Source organism: Bradyrhizobium sp. WSM1253, from assembly GCF_000244935.1.
Taxonomy (GTDB): Bacteria; Pseudomonadota; Alphaproteobacteria; order Rhizobiales; family Xanthobacteraceae; genus Bradyrhizobium; species Bradyrhizobium canariense.
Map to the genome: position 1 here is coordinate 3,329,686 of NZ_JH600073.1, position 15,035 is coordinate 3,344,720.

General features: G+C 65.4%; 13 protein-coding genes. 3 read left to right on the forward strand and 10 right to left on the reverse strand.

Annotated elements, in window-relative coordinates:
- Position 1 precedes the first annotated feature (1 nt).
- Positions 2–1,318, reverse strand: a complete 1,317-nt coding sequence (locus BRA1253DRAFT_RS17195; protein ID WP_007596339.1) for an RNA polymerase sigma factor — start codon at positions 1,316–1,318, stop codon at positions 2–4.
- The gene (locus BRA1253DRAFT_RS17200) at positions 1,315–1,683 is read right to left on the reverse strand and encodes a YciI family protein (protein WP_007596340.1); all 369 of its coding nucleotides are present in this window, start codon (positions 1,681–1,683) and stop codon (positions 1,315–1,317) included. The genes BRA1253DRAFT_RS17195 and BRA1253DRAFT_RS17200 overlap by 4 nt, the downstream gene beginning before the upstream one ends.
- A gap of 143 nt (positions 1,684–1,826) precedes the next feature.
- Between BRA1253DRAFT_RS17200 and BRA1253DRAFT_RS17205 the strand changes: the two genes are divergently transcribed.
- Together BRA1253DRAFT_RS17205 and BRA1253DRAFT_RS17210 are read left to right on the forward strand one after the other, a co-directional pair.
- Positions 1,827–2,792, forward strand: a complete 966-nt coding sequence (locus BRA1253DRAFT_RS17205; RefSeq protein WP_007596341.1) for a glyoxylate/hydroxypyruvate reductase A — start codon at positions 1,827–1,829, stop codon at positions 2,790–2,792.
- A 117-nt stretch (positions 2,793–2,909) separates the two neighbouring features.
- A complete protein-coding gene (locus BRA1253DRAFT_RS17210) occupies positions 2,910–4,877 on the forward strand; it encodes a methyl-accepting chemotaxis protein (protein ID WP_007596343.1) in 1,968 nt (655 codons plus the stop codon).
- A gap of 142 nt (positions 4,878–5,019) precedes the next feature.
- On the opposite strand, the gene BRA1253DRAFT_RS17215 is transcribed toward BRA1253DRAFT_RS17210, so the two are convergent.
- Complete coding sequence (locus BRA1253DRAFT_RS17215; protein ID WP_007596344.1) at positions 5,020–5,664, reverse strand: TetR/AcrR family transcriptional regulator; 645 nt, start codon at positions 5,662–5,664, stop codon at positions 5,020–5,022.
- Between the two features lie 116 nt (positions 5,665–5,780).
- On the opposite strand from BRA1253DRAFT_RS17215, the gene BRA1253DRAFT_RS17220 reads away from it, so the two are divergent.
- Positions 5,781–6,425, forward strand: coding sequence for a glutathione binding-like protein (locus BRA1253DRAFT_RS17220; RefSeq protein WP_007596345.1), 645 nt, complete (start codon positions 5,781–5,783; stop codon positions 6,423–6,425).
- Positions 6,426–6,475: 50 nt separating this feature from the next.
- On the opposite strand, the gene BRA1253DRAFT_RS17225 is transcribed toward BRA1253DRAFT_RS17220, so the two are convergent.
- From BRA1253DRAFT_RS17225 to BRA1253DRAFT_RS17255, 7 genes are all read right to left on the reverse strand, one after another.
- Complete coding sequence (locus BRA1253DRAFT_RS17225) at positions 6,476–7,780, reverse strand: TRAP transporter large permease (protein ID WP_007596346.1); 1,305 nt, start codon at positions 7,778–7,780, stop codon at positions 6,476–6,478.
- A 30-nt stretch (positions 7,781–7,810) separates the two neighbouring features.
- Positions 7,811–8,404 (reverse strand): TRAP transporter small permease subunit, encoded by a 594-nt coding sequence (locus BRA1253DRAFT_RS17230; protein WP_007596347.1) that lies wholly within the window; start codon positions 8,402–8,404, stop codon positions 7,811–7,813.
- Between the two features lie 9 nt (positions 8,405–8,413).
- Positions 8,414–9,412 (reverse strand): TRAP transporter substrate-binding protein, encoded by a 999-nt coding sequence (locus BRA1253DRAFT_RS17235; protein ID WP_007596348.1) that lies wholly within the window; start codon positions 9,410–9,412, stop codon positions 8,414–8,416.
- Positions 9,413–9,451: 39 nt separating this feature from the next.
- Positions 9,452–11,110, reverse strand: a complete 1,659-nt coding sequence (locus BRA1253DRAFT_RS17240; protein ID WP_007596349.1) for a hydantoinase B/oxoprolinase family protein — start codon at positions 11,108–11,110, stop codon at positions 9,452–9,454.
- A gap of 2 nt (positions 11,111–11,112) precedes the next feature.
- Positions 11,113–13,197: a hydantoinase/oxoprolinase family protein gene (locus tag BRA1253DRAFT_RS17245; RefSeq protein ID WP_007596350.1), complete on the reverse strand. Its 2,085-nt coding sequence runs from the start codon at positions 13,195–13,197 to the stop codon at positions 11,113–11,115.
- 140 nt (positions 13,198–13,337) lie between these two features.
- Positions 13,338–14,144: an NAD-dependent protein deacetylase gene (locus BRA1253DRAFT_RS17250; RefSeq protein WP_007596352.1), complete on the reverse strand. Its 807-nt coding sequence runs from the start codon at positions 14,142–14,144 to the stop codon at positions 13,338–13,340.
- A 51-nt stretch (positions 14,145–14,195) separates the two neighbouring features.
- On the reverse strand, positions 14,196–15,032 hold the full coding sequence (locus BRA1253DRAFT_RS17255) for an SDR family oxidoreductase (protein ID WP_007596359.1): 837 nt from the start codon (positions 15,030–15,032) through the stop codon (positions 14,196–14,198).
- Positions 15,033–15,035: the final 3 nt, after the last annotated feature.

A 15,035-nucleotide genomic window follows, 5' to 3' on the forward strand; every position in this document is an offset into this window, starting at 1 on the left:
CCTACTTCACCTTGGCGCCTTCGACCTTCGCGCCCTGCCTGGCGCCGCCATTTGCGCCGTTCGGCTGGCTGTCGCGGATCAGGCGATCGAGATGCATGCGGATGTGAGCGGCTTCTGCGGACGTGTTGGCGAGGGCGATGGCGCGGTCGAAGGCGATGCGGGCTTCGTCGTTGCGGCCAAGCTGCATCAGGAAGGCGCCGCGCACGCCGTAGAAATGGAAGTAGTTGGCAAGCTTTGGCGCCAGCGGCTCGATCAGGTCGAGCGCGGCTTGCGGTCCGCGCACCTTGGAAACCGCGACCGCGCGGTTGAGCGTCACCACCGGCGAGGGCTGCACCACCTCCAGCGCGCCATAGAGCAGGTCGATCTGCGCCCAGTCGGTCTCCTCGGGCGTCGCCGCGCGGGCATGCAGCGCGGCGATCGCGGCCTGGATCTGGTAGGGCCCGCTGCGGCGATGGCGTATCGCCTTGTCGATCAGCGCGAGGCCTTCCGCGATCATGGTGCCGTTCCACAGCGAACGATCCTGGTCATCCAGCAGGATCAGCGAACCATCCGCGGCAAAGCGCGAGGCACTGCGCGCATGCTGCAACAAGATGAGCGCCGTGAGCCCCATGATCTCCGGCTCGCTCTGGAACAGCCGCAACAGCAGCCGCGCCAGCCGGATCGCTTCTTCGCACAGCGGCTTCCTGATTTCGGCGGTGTCGCCGCTCGCCGAATAGCCCTCGTTGAAGATCAAATAGATCATCGCGGCGACAACGGCGAGCCGCTCCGCGCGCTCGACCGCGCCCGGCGTTTCAAACGGCGTCCCGGCCTCCGCGACCTTGGCCTTGGCACGCGTGATGCGCTGCTCCATCGCCGCTTCCGACACCAGGAAGGCGCGCGCGATCTGCTTCACGGTCAGGCCGCAGACGATACGGAGCGCCAGCGCGATCTGCTGCGTCGCCGGCAGCCCTGGATGGCAGCAGATGAACATCAGCCGCAGAATGTCATCGCGGTAGTGCGAGCCGTCGAGCCGCTCCGCGAGCGCGCCCTCGGCGTCGTCGAGATCGGAGATCGCCTGGTCGTCCTCCGGCAGCGGCTGCTGCTTGCGGGTGCGGCGCACCTCGTCGATCGCAACGTTGCGGCCGACCATGATCAGCCAGGCCGCGGGATCCCGCGGCGGCCCGTTCTGCGGCCATGTCTTCAGCGCGCGCAGGCAGGCGTTCTGGAATGCCTCCTCGGCGGTGTCGAGATCGCGGAAATAGCGCAGCAGCGCGCCGACCGCCTGGGGGCGCGCCGAGGTCAGCGCGGTCTCGATCCAGGCGGTATCGGCCTCGCTCACGTCAGATTTCCTCCGGGCCTGAACACGCCCACGGGCCGCACTTCATAGGCGCCGCCGGGATTGGCGGCGCCGAGGTCGCGCGCAACGTCGAGCGCCTCGTCGAGGTTTTTGCAATCGACGATATAGAAGCCGAGCAACTGCTCCTTGGTCTCCGCGTAGGGGCCGTCGAGCACCAGCGGCGGGTCCTCTTTACGCAACGTCGCGGCCGCGGTGGTCGGCAGCAACCGCGCCACCGGACCGAGCCGGCCTTGGCTCGTGAGCTTCTCTTGCACCACGGCGAGCTTCTTCATCACGGCTTCGTCCTGGTCCTTGCTCCAGGAGCCGACGAAGTCCTCGTCGTGATAGCAAAGGATCGCATAAAGCATGGGCAGTACCTTCCCTGACCTCTTGTTTTGAAGACGATCCAATATGCCTCGCCCCGACAGGGCTGCGGAAAAAATTTGCAAGAAAAATCCGGAAGATCGTGCCAAGGAGGGCCCTCAAAAGCGGAACCTATAGAGGCACTCGAATGACCGTAGGCACACTGGCCGTCCTGATCAACAGCACGCAGCAAAACTGGCTGCCGGAGCGCTGGAAGGCCCGGTTCGACGCGGTCTGCGGCGGCCGCCGCGTCGTGCTGCTGCCCGATGCCGGGCTCGATCCGGCCGAGGTGCACTATGCCGCGGTGTGGAAGCCGGTGCCGGGCGACCTCGGCTCCTTCCCCAATCTGCGGGCGATCTTCAATCTCGGCGCCGGCGTCGATGCGCTGATGGCGGACAAGAGCCTGCCGAACGTGCCGCTGGTGCGTGTCGCCGTGCCCGATCTGACTGGCCGCATGACCGAATACGTCGTGCAGCACGTGCTGATGCACCACCGCCAGGAGCTTTATCTGCGCCAGTCGCAGCGCGAAAAGCGCTGGGAGCCGACCTATCAATGGCCGGCGAGCGCCGTCACGGTCGGTGTCATGGGACTGGGCACGCTCGGCGCCGACGCGGCCGATGTGCTGCGGCGGCTTGGTTTCCGCGTCGCCGGCTGGAGCCGCAGCCCGCGCACCATCGCGGGCGTCGAATGCTTCCATGGCGCCGGGCAGATCGATGCATTCCTGCGCACGACCGATATCCTCGTCAGCCTGTTGCCGCTGACGCCTGATACACACGGCATCCTCAACCGCGATGTCTTCACCAAGCTCAACCGCAAAAGCCCGCTCGGTGCGCCCGTGCTGATCAACGCCGGCCGCGGCGGCCTTCAGAACGAAGCCGACATCCTGGCCTGCCTCGACGACGGCACGCTGGGCGCCGCCTCGCTCGACGTCTTCGTGCAGGAGCCGCAGCCGGCGGACAGCCGGTTCTGGACCCATCCCAAGGTGCTGCTGACCCCGCACAACGCCGCCGACACCGACGCTGACGCGATCTCGGCCTATGTCGCCGAGCAGATCGCGCGGTTCGAGGCCGGTGGCGTGCTGGAGAACGTGGTGGACCGGGCGCGGGGGTATTGAGACCTCACGTGCCATCGAGCCCGTAAAATCACTGATCGTCGGCCGGTATCCCGTTCACCCTCTCTTAGCGAGAAGTTGATAGGCGTTGTTAATCAACGCTCAACGAACGAGTCGGACATGCGCTTCACGCTCGGCCTCAGGATGCGGATCACGGTTGCGCTGGCGGTGACGGCGGCGGCGACCGCCCTGTTCGCCGTGCTCGGGGCGATGTGGATCATTTCCGGCATCATCGACCGCGCCGATCAGCGCGAGCTGCGCAGCCATTACGACGCGCTCCAGTCGCGAATTGCCGAGGAATCCCAGCGTGCCGCCGCCATGAGCGCCGTCGTCGCCGCAATACCGGCGACGCAGGACGCGATGGCCAAACAGGATCGCAACGCTTTGATCGGCCTGTTCGGGCCGGTGTTTGCCGCGACCAAATCGGAGTACGGCATCGAACAGTTCCAGTTCCATGTGGCGCCCGCGACCTCGTTCCTGCGCGTACACCAGCCTGCTAAATTTGGCGACGACCTCTCGGGCTTCCGCAGGACCGTGATCATGGCCAACCAGGAGCACAAGGTCGTGGTCGGCCTCGAGGGCGGCTTGGCCGGGCTCGGTATCCGCGGCGTGGTGCCGATCGCGCAAGCCGGCAAGCATCTCGGCTCGGTGGAGTTTGGCCTGACCTTCGGCCAGTCCTTCCTGGACGACTTCAAGACCAACCGCCATGTCGACATCGCCTTCCATCTCGCGGACGGCGGCGGCTTCAAGCTGTTCGGCGGCACGCTGAAGGGCAAGAGCTTCTTCGATGCGGCCGATTACGGCCGCGCCGCCGGCGGCGACTTCACGATACGACAGGCCAAGCTCGACACCACGCCAGTGGCCGCGCTGCTCGGACCGATCAGGGATTTTTCCGGTAAGTCCCTCGGCGCGGTCGAACTGGTGATGGACAATGCCGACTATGTGGCCTCCGCCGACCGAGCCTGGCTGCTGGCATTCGGCATCGCCGCGCTCGGGCTCGTGCTCGCCGCCATCGTCGGCTATCTCATCGCCCGCAGCATCTCCCGTCCGATCATCTCCATCACCACCGTGATGCGCGAGCTGGCCGACGGACACCTCGATGTCACCGTCCCCGTCGGCAAAGCGAATGACGAGGTCGGCGCGATGGTCAAGGCTGTCGCGGTGTTCCGCGACAACGCCGTCAACTTCAACCGGCTCCAGACCGAACAGGCCGACACCAAGGCGCAATCCGAAGCGGAGAAACGGCGCGCCTTCGCCGCTCTCGCCGACAATTTCGAAGCCAGCATCCGCGACGTCGTCACCACGGTCTCCTCGGCCGCGGTCGAGATGGAGAACACCGCGCGCTCGATGTCTGATATCGTCGAGCGATCGCGGCAGCAGACCGGCACGGTGTCGTCGGCCTCGGCGCTCGCCTCGGAAAATGTGCAGACGGTCGCTGCCGCCGCGGAAGAGCTGTCGTCGTCGATGGCCGAGATCAGCCGGCGCCTTGCGCACGCGACCGCGGTAGTCGGCAAAGCTGCGAGCGACGGGCGACGGTCGAACGAGCGCGTGCAGAGTCTGGCCGACGCTGCGCAGAAAATCGGCGACGTCGTCTCCTTCATCAGCGGCATCGCCGAGCAAACCAATCTGCTGGCACTCAATGCGACGATCGAGGCGGCGCGCGCGGGCGAAGCCGGCCGCGGCTTTGCGGTGGTTGCCTCCGAGGTGAAGGCGCTGGCAACCCAGACCGCCAAGGCGACCGAGGAGATCGGCGCCCAGGTGACGGCGGTACAAGGCGAGACCACCGGCGCAGTGGACGGCATCCAATCGATCTGCGCAACGATCCAGGAAGTCGACGAGATCTCCGCCGCGATTGCCGCCGCCGTCGGCCAGCAGGGCACCGCGACGCAGGAGATCGCGCAGAACGTCCAGCAGGCGGCCGCCCGCACCGGCGAGGTCTCGCAAAACATCGCGGGCGTCACCGCCGGCATCGCCGCGACGGGAACAGCGGCGGAGGAAGTCCTGGGCTCGGCGATCGAGCTGTCGAAACAATCGCAGCGGCTGCGCGATGAGGTGGATCGTTTCCTGGCGCATATTCGCGCGGCGTAGGCGGGGCTACAAACTCAATGTCGTCCTGGAGCTGCGGCGCGACGGCGGGAACTCCGAATCTTCGCCAAACCAGACTCGGTGGCTATGGGTCCTGGCTTTCGCCAGGACGACGTTTGGGAGATAGCTCGCCGCACGCAACCGCCTAGCTCTTTCCTCCTACCATCATGTCGATCGCCCCCTTCACGATCGCCTCGAGCTCCTTCCGCGATACGCGGGCGCGGGAGCGGATGGCAATTGAGTGCACGGTCGCTGAAGCGAGCTGCGCCAGCACGGCGGGATCGGCGCTGTCGGGCAACTCGCCTTTCTCCTTGGCGCGGCGGAAGCAACTCGCAAATGCCTTGTCGAGCTCAGACAGGCCATCCAGCACCATGGCGCGGATGTCGGGATCGCCGACCGCCTCGGAGGCCGCCGTGACCACGGTGAAGCAGCCGCGCGGGCCGGTCTCGCCGGAGAGATAGATGTTCAGCGCGGAGGCGAAGATACGCTCCAGCCGCCGGCGCACGGGCATCTCCTGGCGAAAGATCTCCACCATCGATGCGCGCGCGTCCTCGCGGTAGCGCTGATAGCTCTTGATGTAGAGCTCGCGCTTGTCGCCGAAGGCGCCGTAGAGGCTCGGGCGATTCATGCCGGTGGCCTCGCTGAGATCGTCGAGCGAGGTCGCCGCGAAACCCTGCGTGCGGAACAGGTCGAGCGCCTTGCCAAGCGCGATGTCGGGTTCATAAGCGCGCGGACGGCCGCGGCGTTTAGGCTCCGTGGCAGCAGTTGGCGGCTTCGATTTTTGTACCATTTCGCAATTTAATCCTTGACCGCCTCCATAATATGCAAGACAGTACAAAAATCAATCTGGCCGGGTTGAGCGACACTCCGAATGTCACATCGAAGAATTGCCCAAGGAGGCTCAAGATGGATCTTTATTTCTCGCCGCTCGCCTGTTCGATGGCGAGCCGCGTCGCGCTGTATGAAGCCGGCGCCGAAGCCAATTATCTCGAAGTCGATCCGCCGACCAAGACAGTGCTGAGCGACGGCACTGACTTCCGAACCGTGAATCCGATCGGCCTCGTGCCGACACTGCGCACCGACGAGGGCGTGGTGCTGACCGAAAACGCCGCGATCCTGCAATACATCGCCGACCGCTTCCCGCAATCGGGCCTCGGCGCTGCAGCGGGCATCGATCGCACGCGGCTGCATCAATGGCTCTGCTTCATCGGCACCGAACTGCACAAGGGCCTGTTCATCCCGGTGCTCGACCGCAAGGCGCCGCAGGAAACGAAAGCGTATGCGCTGGAGAAGAACCTGTCGCGGCTGGACTATCTCGACAATTACCTGAAGGGGCGCGACTTCCTGCTCGACCATTTCAGCGTTGCCGACGCCTATCTCATCACGGTCATCAACTGGACCATGGCGACACCGCCGATCGAGCTCGCGAAATGGCCAAATGTGAAGGCCTATTACGAACGCCTGCGTCAACGGCCGTCGATCGCCAAGGCGATCGCGGAAGAGTTCGAGCTGTACAAGGCCGAGCAGGCGCGGAAGAAGGCCGCGGCGTAAGCTTTGACGATTGAGGCGCCGTCCCGGCTGAGCGGCCGGGGCGGCGCAATCTATCCGTACAGCACCCTCGGGAGGATCGTGACGATGCCGGGCCAGAGCGTCAGCAGCAGAACGAAGCCGACCATGATGAGCAGGTACGGCATCGTGACCCGCGCGATGTAGCCGAGGCCGTCGTCGGTCAAGCCCTGGATCACGAACAGGTTGAAACCAACCGGCGGCGTGATCTGGGCCATCTCGACGGCGAGCACGAGGAAGATGCCGAACCAGATCTCGTCGAAGCCCGCGCCCTTCACGATCGGCAGCACGATCGGCAGCGTCATCACGATCATCGAGAAGCCGTCGAGGAAGCAGCCGAGGATCAGGTAGAAGATAATCAGAACCACGATCAGCATGAAGGGCGATAGCCCCAAGCCTTTCACGAAGGCGGCGACCGCCTGCGGGATTCCGAGGAAGGCCGCGGCGTTGCCGAGGATCGAGGCGCCGAGCACGATCAGTGCGATCATCGAGCAGGTCACGATCGAGCCGATCAGCACGTCGCGGATCACCTGCTGCGACATCGAGCCCTGCGCCCAGGCGACCAGTGCCGCGCCGAGCACGCCGACCGCGGCGGCCTCCGACGGCGTGGCCAGCCCGCCATACATCGAGCCGAGCACGCAGGCGATCAGGAACAGCGCCGGCGCAAGGTCCTTCAGCGCCGCAAAACGTTCGCGCCACGGCACCTGCGAGAGCTTTGCCTCGGACTCCGGCACCAGCGTGCGGTTGAACGTCGTGTGCAGCATCACCCATCCCATGAAGGTGGCCGCCAGCAGGAGGCCGGGCAGCACGCCGGCGGTAAAGAGCTTGAGAATAGAAACGTCGCCGAGCACGCCATAGATGATCATGATGTTGGACGGCGGGATCAAAAAGCCGAGCGTGCCGGCGCCGGCGAGCGAGCCGATCGCGATGTCGCGGGAATAGCCGCGGCGTGTGAGTTCGTTGAGCGACATGCGGCCGATCACCTGCGTCGTCGCCGCCGACGAGCCGGAGATCGCCGCGAAGATGGTGCAGCCGATCACGTTCACATGCAGAAGACGACCCGGCAGAAGCCCTGCCCAGGGCGCGAGCCCCTGGAACAGCGAACGTGACAACCGGGTGCGAAACAGCAACTCGCCCATCAGGATGAACAGTGGCAACGCCAGCAATTCCTGCGTCGTCAAGATGTTCCAGGCGTATTGCGGCAGCAGCTTGTCGAGCGGGATCGAGCGGAACATCGCCAGCAGCAGCGTCGCAGTGAGCGCAAGCGTCAGGCCGATCCAGACGCCGCAGGCTAGAAGCGCAAACAGGATCGCGAAGAGAGCGACGACTTCAATGGTCATGGAATCCGGTGTCCGCTGGCGCGAGGGCGATCATTCGACGGGCGAGGCCTTCATGCGATGATCCTCCAGCGGCAGGCCGAGCACGGCCTGGATCGCGCGCGCCAGGAACTGGAGCGTCAGCAGCAGCATGCCGAAGGCGACGACGGCCTGCGGAAACCACAGCGGGGTGTCGCTCGAGGTCGAAACCTGGCCGCGCACATAGGCGCCGAAGGCGAACTTCGCCATCGACGATGTCAGGAAGGCCATGAAGGCGAAGCCGGCGGCGGCCGACAGGATTTCGATCGCGCGCTGAAAGGGGGCCGGGACGTTCTTCAGCAGCAGCACGACACGGATATGGCCGCCAACACGCAGGGTCATGGCTGCGCCGAAGGTGAAGGACGCCGCCATCAGATAGGAGGAATACTCCCACGCGATCGAGATCGTGGGCGGAAAGAACGGCAGGAAGTTCGAGAGGAAGCGCGTTGCGACCTCGCACAGCATCAGCAGCGTCAGCATCAAGAGGCAGCCGCCGCCGATCCAGCCGTCCAGCCGGCCAAGACGATCGATGCCGTCGAGCAGGATGCGCAGCGGCGCCGGCGCCGCTGCGTTAAGACTGTGCGGAGCTGCGGGCGAAACGCTGACCACGGCCCGTCCTCAGCGCTTCATTTCGGCGAGATAGGCCCGCACCGGCTTGTCGGCCGCCGGCACGCGCTTGACGAAAGCGTCAAGCTGCGGCGCGGTTTTGGCGCGAATGTCCGTGATCATGGCCTCCGAGACCGGCACCACCTCCATGCCGCCTTCCTTGAGCCGGTTGAGGCTGTCGACGTCGGCCTTGAGCGAGTTCGCCCAGAAGCCCGGCTCCATCTTGGCGGCAATGCCCACGACGAGCTGTTGCTGATCGGCACTCAGCGCCTTCCAGGAATCGAGGTTGACGGTGAGCATCTGCGACGACCAGACGTGATTGGTCGGGTAGATGTATTTCAAGAATTCCCAGAATTTTCCGTCGACGCCCGACACCGCCGAGGTCGATACGCCGGAGACTGCGCCCGACGCCAGCGCCGGGATGGTCTCGCCCCAGGGAATCATCACCGGCGCCATGCCGACCACGGCCAGCATGTCGACGGCGTTCTTGTCGGGCACGCGGATCTTGATGTTCTTCAAGCCGTCGACATCGGCGACCTTGACCTTGAGGTGCAGATACTGCGTCGGCCAGGGCACGATGTAGAGGATCTTCTGGTTGTTGCGCGCGGCGACCTTCTCGTATTCGGGCCGCACATATTTGTGCAGCACCTTCAATTCGTCCATGGAGCCGCAGAGAAAGGGAATGCTTTCGACGCCCATGAAGGGCTCGTCGCCGACCTGCTGGATGTTGAGGACGTCGGCAAGCGGCACCAGGCCGTCGCGCACGGCGCGCAGATGCTCGGGGCCCTTGAAGCCGAGCTGTCCGCCGGCCTTCACGGTGATCGCGACCGAACCGCCGCTCTGCTTCTTCACCTCGTCGGCGAAGGCAAACGCGTTCTGGGTGTGGAAATTGCCGTCGGGCCATACCGTCGACATGTCCCAGCTCACCGTCGCAGCTCGCGCGCGGGTCGAAATGTGGCCGGCTGCGAGCAGTGTCGCTGCGCCCGCTGTAAAATTCCGTCGCGTGATCATTAGGCCCCTCCGTTTGCTACGCGCACGACGCCTGAAGCGTCATCGCGTATGCCCATAAACTGCAACCGCGTTGTCGGCCGACACGAGGCCGCTTTCGATGTCGTCGTTGACGGCTGTCGGCGCGCGCTCCCTGGGATCGCCGATGCCGGCGCCGCCTGGTGTGAGCACCACCAGCCGATCGTCTGGCGGCACCTGCTGAAAGCCTTTTCCACGCAGCTTCTTGCCGGACTTCAGGCCGACATAGCCGGCCTCGCCGTTCTTGCCGCCATCGCGGCCGCGTGGCGGATGATCGATGCGGTCGAACGCCGCCAGAATGTCGAACGGCGCATCGACGCCGCTGCCGACCTCGATGATCTGGCCGAGGCCGCCGCGGGTGCGCCCTGCCCCGCCGGAATCCGGCCGCAGTTCCTTGCGCCAGAAGATCAGCGGCGTCTGCGTCTCGGCGATCTCGACCGGCGTGCCGCGCACACCGCTGGGATAGGCGGTCGCGGACAGCCCATCCTTCGCGAAGCGCGCGCCGGTGCCGCCATTGGAGGTCACCGCCATCGAGAACCCGTAATTGCCGCCGGCGCCCGAGCGGGTCTGTCCGCGCACATTGAGATTCCACAGGCACGAGGTGCCTTCCGCGGGCACGCGCTCGGGAATGATCTGGCGCAGGCAGCCGAACACGACGTCGGGCAGCATCTGGCCGATGATATGGCGCGAGGCGACCGGCGCCGGCTTCGGCGCATTGAGGATTGCGCCAGGGGGAGCCGACACCGTCAGCGGCGAGAGCGAGCCGGCATTGTTCGGGATCTGCGAGGCGACGACGCAGCCGAGACCGAACACGGTGTAGGCGATGGTGTAGGACAGAGGCACGTTGATGCCGAACCTGGACGCGGCCGAGGTGCCGTCGAAATCGACGTGAATGCCCGCGTCCGAGATGGTCAGCGTCGCCTCAAGCGAGACCGGCGCATCATAGCCGTCGACCACCATGGTGTTGCGCCAGGTGCCCTTCGGCAGCTTGGCGATCTCAGCCAGCACGGCCTCGCGCGAGCGGTCGCAAATGTAGTCGCCGAGTGCGTCGAGCGTGTCGATGCCGAACTCGGTCATCATCTCGACCAGGCGCTCGCAGCCGACGTCGTTGCAGCCGGCAAGCGAGTAGGTGTCGCCCTCGGTGTCGATCGGCAGCCGCGTGTTGGTGCGGATCATCGCCATCAGCGTCTCGTTGACGACGCCCCGGTCGATCAGCTTCAGCATGGGGATGTAGAGCCCCTCCATGAACACGTCGGTGGCATCAGGCCCGAAGCCGATGCCGCCGATGTCCATGAGATGGCTGGTGCAGGAAAACAGCGCCACCGGCTTGCCGTCCTTGAAGCAGGGCGTGGTGACGACGAAATCGTTGAGATGGCCGGTGCCCATCCAGGGATCGTTGGTGATGTAAGCGTCGCCCTCCTTCATCGTCTCGATCGGAAAGTGGGCGATGAAGTGCTTGACCGATTCCGCCATCGAGTTGACGTGGCCGGGCGTGCCGGTCACCGCCTGCGCCAGCATCCGGCCCTTGAGGTCGAACACGCCGGCCGAAAGGTCACCGCATTCGCGCACGATCGGGCTGAAGGCGGTGCGGAGCAGCACCTGCGCCTGCTCCTCGACCACGGCGATCAGCCGGTGCCACATGATCTGAAGGTCGATCAGGCTCGCGCCGCTTGCCTTGCTCATGATCAGGCCGCCTTCCGTTCCATGACGATGCTGCCAGCACCATCGATATGGGCATCAAAACTGTTAGAGACGAACGTCGAGGTCTCGTCCTCCGCGATCACCGCGGGACCTGCAATCGTCGCGCCCGGTGCCATGTCTTCACGGCGATAGAGCGGGATCTCGATCACCTCCCCTGCCCTACCATCGAAGAACTTGCGGCTGCCGGTCGCCTTCCCGGCGGGCTTGCGCGTAACGGCCGCGACCATAGCCGGATTGCGCGCCTCGGTCGTCGCGAGCACGGACCAGCTCAACACCTCGATTGCCGCACCCGGGATCGACCGCTCGAACATCGCCGCATAATCCGCCTCGAACTTCTGGCGCAGTCCGGCCAGGTCGGCCGTCGCCAACCGGCGGTTCGGCAGTTCGATCGAGATCTCATGGCCCTGGCCGACATAGCGCATGAAGGCGGCGCGGCGCTCGCGCACCGGCGCACCGGCCGCACCCGTCTCGACCAGCGTACGCGCTTCGGTCACCATCTCCTGGAGCAGGTCGGAAACACCATCGGTGTCGAAATCGTCGAGCCGGACATGACGGCTGCGCACCAGCTCGTAGGCGATCGGAGCCGCAAGGAAGCCAACGGCCGAGCCGACGCCGGCATTGGAAGGGACGATCACGCGGGAGACGCCGATCTTTTCGGCGACGCGCGCCGCATGCAGCGGTGCCGCGCCCCCGAAGGCGATCAGCGTATGCTGACCGACAATCTCGCCGCGCTCGACCGCATGCACGCGGGCCGCACTCGCCATGTTCTCGCAGACGACCTCGTGCACGGCATAGGCCGCAGTCTCCGCCGACAGGCCCAGCGGCTCGCCCACGGCGCGCAGCAGCGCCCGCTTCGAGAGCTCAGGGTCGAGCTTGATCGTTCCACCCGCAAAAGCGTCGGGGTCGATCAGGCCGAGCGCAACGTCGGCATCCGTCACGGCGGGGCGCAGGCCGCCGCGGCCGTAGCAGGCGGGTCCGGGCTCCGAGGAGGCACTCTCGGGGCCGACCGTGACGCGCTTCATCGCGTCGACATGGGCGATCGAGCCGCCGCCGGCGCCGATCTCGACCATCTCGATCACGGGAATCCGCACCGGCAGACCAGAACCTTTCAGGAAGCGCGCGGCGCGATCGACCTCGAACACGCGCGAGGTCTCGGGCTGGTATTTTTCGATCAGGCAGATCTTGGCCGTGGTGCCGCCCATGTCGAAGGACAGCACCTTGCTCTCGCCGAGACGCGCCGCGATCTGCGCCGCGAAAATGGCGCCGCCGGCGGGACCGGATTCGACAAGGCGCACCGGAAAGCGCCGCGCCGTCTCGATCGAGGTGACACCGCCGCCGGAGGTGACGAGATAGATCGCGCCGCGGTACTGCTCGACCTGCAAGGCGTCGGACATGCGGGCGAGATAACCATCGATCAGGGGCTGCACATAGGCGTTGGCCACCGCAGTCGATGTGCGCTCATATTCGCGGATCTCCGGGCACACCGCGGAAGACACGGTCACGGAAATGCCGGGCATCTCCTCGCTGATGATCGCGGCCGTGCGGCGCTCGTGCTCGGGATTGGCGTAGGAGTGCAGGAAGGCGACCGCGACGCTCTCGACATTCAGCGCGCGCAATCGTGGCGCGAGCGCACGCACCGCCGCTTCGTCCAGCGGGAGGCGGACGGCACCGTGGGCGTCGATACGCTCGGGCACGGTGAAGCGCAGGGATCGCGGCGCCAGCGGCTTGGGCTTGTCGATGCTGAGGTCATACTGGTCGTAGCGGCTCTCGGTGCCGATATCGAGCACGTCGCGAAAGCCCTCGGTCGCGATCAACGCCGTCTTGGCGCCGCGACGCTCGATGATGGCATTGGTCGCGAGCGTCGTGCCGTGAATGAAGACGTCGATGTCGCTGATATGGGCGCGCGCATCAGCGAGAATGAGTCGCATGCCGTCCAGCACCGCCTCTTCCGGCCGCTGCGGTGTCGTCAGCAATTTGCGCGTCTTGCGCACCTCGCCCACGTCCAGCACGATGTCGGTGAACGTGCCACCGATATCAACGGCAAGCCGCACCTCGGCTCCCTCAAGCATTCCAAATTCTCCGTGCTGATCGTCAAGACTGAGGACAAAAGCGCAGCAATTTCCATGCCATGGATGACAGGAACATGCTGTGTCCAGCTATTCTGCTTGGCACCCATGCAATAGGCAAGGCGTGTTCGCAGCCCGCGCCATCAGAGCAGGAATGCAAGCGCCGCTTCGCAGCGCTCCTCGACCTTCAGCGTAAGGAGATCATCGGCGCGGGTGCGTCCGAGATTGACCGCAGCGATCGGGATTTGCCGGTGCGCGGCAGCCTGCACGAAGCGGAAGCCGGAATAGACCATCAGTGACGAGCCGACGATGAGCATGGCGTCGGCCTGCGCCAGATGATCCTGCGCGGTAGCGACCACGTCGCGCGGGACGTTCTCGCCGAAGAATACGACATCGGGCTTGAGAATGCCGCCGCAGGCTTCGCAAGGAGGCACCTTGAATGACGAAAAATCCGCATGCTCCAGGTCCGCATCACCGTCGGGTGCATCGGCGGCATCGAGCGTCAACCATTCCGCATTGGCGCCGCCGAGCATCTCCTGGAATTCGCTCCGCGGCGTCTTCGCTCCGCAGCCCATGCAGCGGACCAGATCGAGCCGGCCATGCAGGTCGATCACCTGGCGGTGGCCGGCGGATTGATGCAGCCGGTCGACGTTCTGGGTCAGCAGCATTCCGCAACGCCCGCTCGCCTCGAGCCGGGCAAGCGCGTGATGCGCATCGTTCGGCCTCGCCTGGCCGAACCGCCGCCAGCCGATCAGGCTGCGCGCCCAATAGCGCCGACGCGTATGCTCTTCCGACATGAAAGCCTGGAAGTTCACGGGCTGGGTCCGCTTCCAATTGCCGTGACTGTCGCGATAATCGGGAATGCCCGAATTGGTGCTGCAGCCGGCGCCGGTCAGCACGAACAGATTTTCGTGCCGGCCGACGAAATCGCGGAGCGGATGATTTGTCATGGCGCAGATGTAGTCTGCTGCGCTCGGTTGCCAGATGGGCCAGGACGCCCGCTAGCTCGCCCAGTTGTCGCGAAACTCGGGAAACAGCGTCAGACCTCCACAGGCGTAGATGGTCTGGCCGGTGATGTAGCTGGCTTCATCGGAGGCGAGGAAGGCGAACACGGCCGCGATCTCTTCCGGCGTGCCGACGCGGCCGAGCGGAATGTGGCTGGTGACCACACTGCGCTTTTCCGGATCGCCGGTCCAGGCCGCGTTGATCGGGGTGTCGATCGCGCCGGGACCTACCGCATTGACGCGAATGCCACGGCTCGCGAATTCCAGCGCCAGCGTGCGCGTCAGATTGGCCATGCCGCCCTTGCTGATGGAATAAGCGAGATAGCCGGGTTTCGGGATGATCTGGTGCACGCTGGAGCAATTGATGATGCTGCCGCCTGCGCCGCGCGCCACGAAATGCGCGAGCGCCTTCTGGGCGCAGAATACGGCGCCGTTGAGATTGACGTCGATGATGCGGCGATAGGTTTCGATGTCGAGCGACTCGCTCGGCGATTCCCGCTGGAAGCCGGCATTGTTGACGAGGCAGTCGAGGCGCTTCCAGCGCGCCAAAACCATCTCGAACATCGCCGCGACCTCCTGCTCATTGCTCACGTCGGCCTTGACGATTGCATGATCGAGCCTGCCGTGGCCCCGATCGCTCGATGCCGTCCGTGCCAGCGCGAGCGTCTCCTCGGCCTTTTCAGGGTGATCGACATAGTTGATGGCGACGGTCGCACCTTCCTGCGCGAGCCGGATTGCGACGGCACGGCCAATGCCTTGGGAGGCGCCGGTCACCAGCGCGTACTGGCCGACAAGACGCGAGTGAAACGAGGTCGAGCGATCGGTTTGTGGCATGGG

Excerpts from the sequence above, each read along its gene's own strand:
- BRA1253DRAFT_RS17220 (WP_007596345.1), top strand. The coding sequence starts at position 5,781 with ATGGATCTTTATTTCTCGCCGCTCGCCTGTTCGATGGCGAGCCGCGTC.
- BRA1253DRAFT_RS17215 (WP_007596344.1), bottom strand. The coding sequence starts at position 5,664 with ATGGTACAAAAATCGAAGCCGCCAACTGCTGCCACGGAGCCTAAACGC.
- BRA1253DRAFT_RS17240 (WP_007596349.1), bottom strand. The coding sequence starts at position 11,110 with ATGAGCAAGGCAAGCGGCGCGAGCCTGATCGACCTTCAGATCATGTGG.
- BRA1253DRAFT_RS17250 (WP_007596352.1), bottom strand. The coding sequence starts at position 14,144 with ATGACAAATCATCCGCTCCGCGATTTCGTCGGCCGGCACGAAAATCTG.
- BRA1253DRAFT_RS17210 (WP_007596343.1), top strand. The coding sequence starts at position 2,910 with ATGCGCTTCACGCTCGGCCTCAGGATGCGGATCACGGTTGCGCTGGCG.
- BRA1253DRAFT_RS17245 (WP_007596350.1), bottom strand. The coding sequence starts at position 13,197 with ATGCTTGAGGGAGCCGAGGTGCGGCTTGCCGTTGATATCGGTGGCACG.
- BRA1253DRAFT_RS17225 (WP_007596346.1), bottom strand. The coding sequence starts at position 7,780 with ATGACCATTGAAGTCGTCGCTCTCTTCGCGATCCTGTTTGCGCTTCTA.
- BRA1253DRAFT_RS17235 (WP_007596348.1), bottom strand. The coding sequence starts at position 9,412 with ATGATCACGCGACGGAATTTTACAGCGGGCGCAGCGACACTGCTCGCA.
- BRA1253DRAFT_RS17255 (WP_007596359.1), bottom strand. The coding sequence starts at position 15,032 with ATGCCACAAACCGATCGCTCGACCTCGTTTCACTCGCGTCTTGTCGGC.
- BRA1253DRAFT_RS17205 (WP_007596341.1), top strand. The coding sequence starts at position 1,827 with ATGACCGTAGGCACACTGGCCGTCCTGATCAACAGCACGCAGCAAAAC.
- BRA1253DRAFT_RS17200 (WP_007596340.1), bottom strand. The coding sequence starts at position 1,683 with ATGCTTTATGCGATCCTTTGCTATCACGACGAGGACTTCGTCGGCTCC.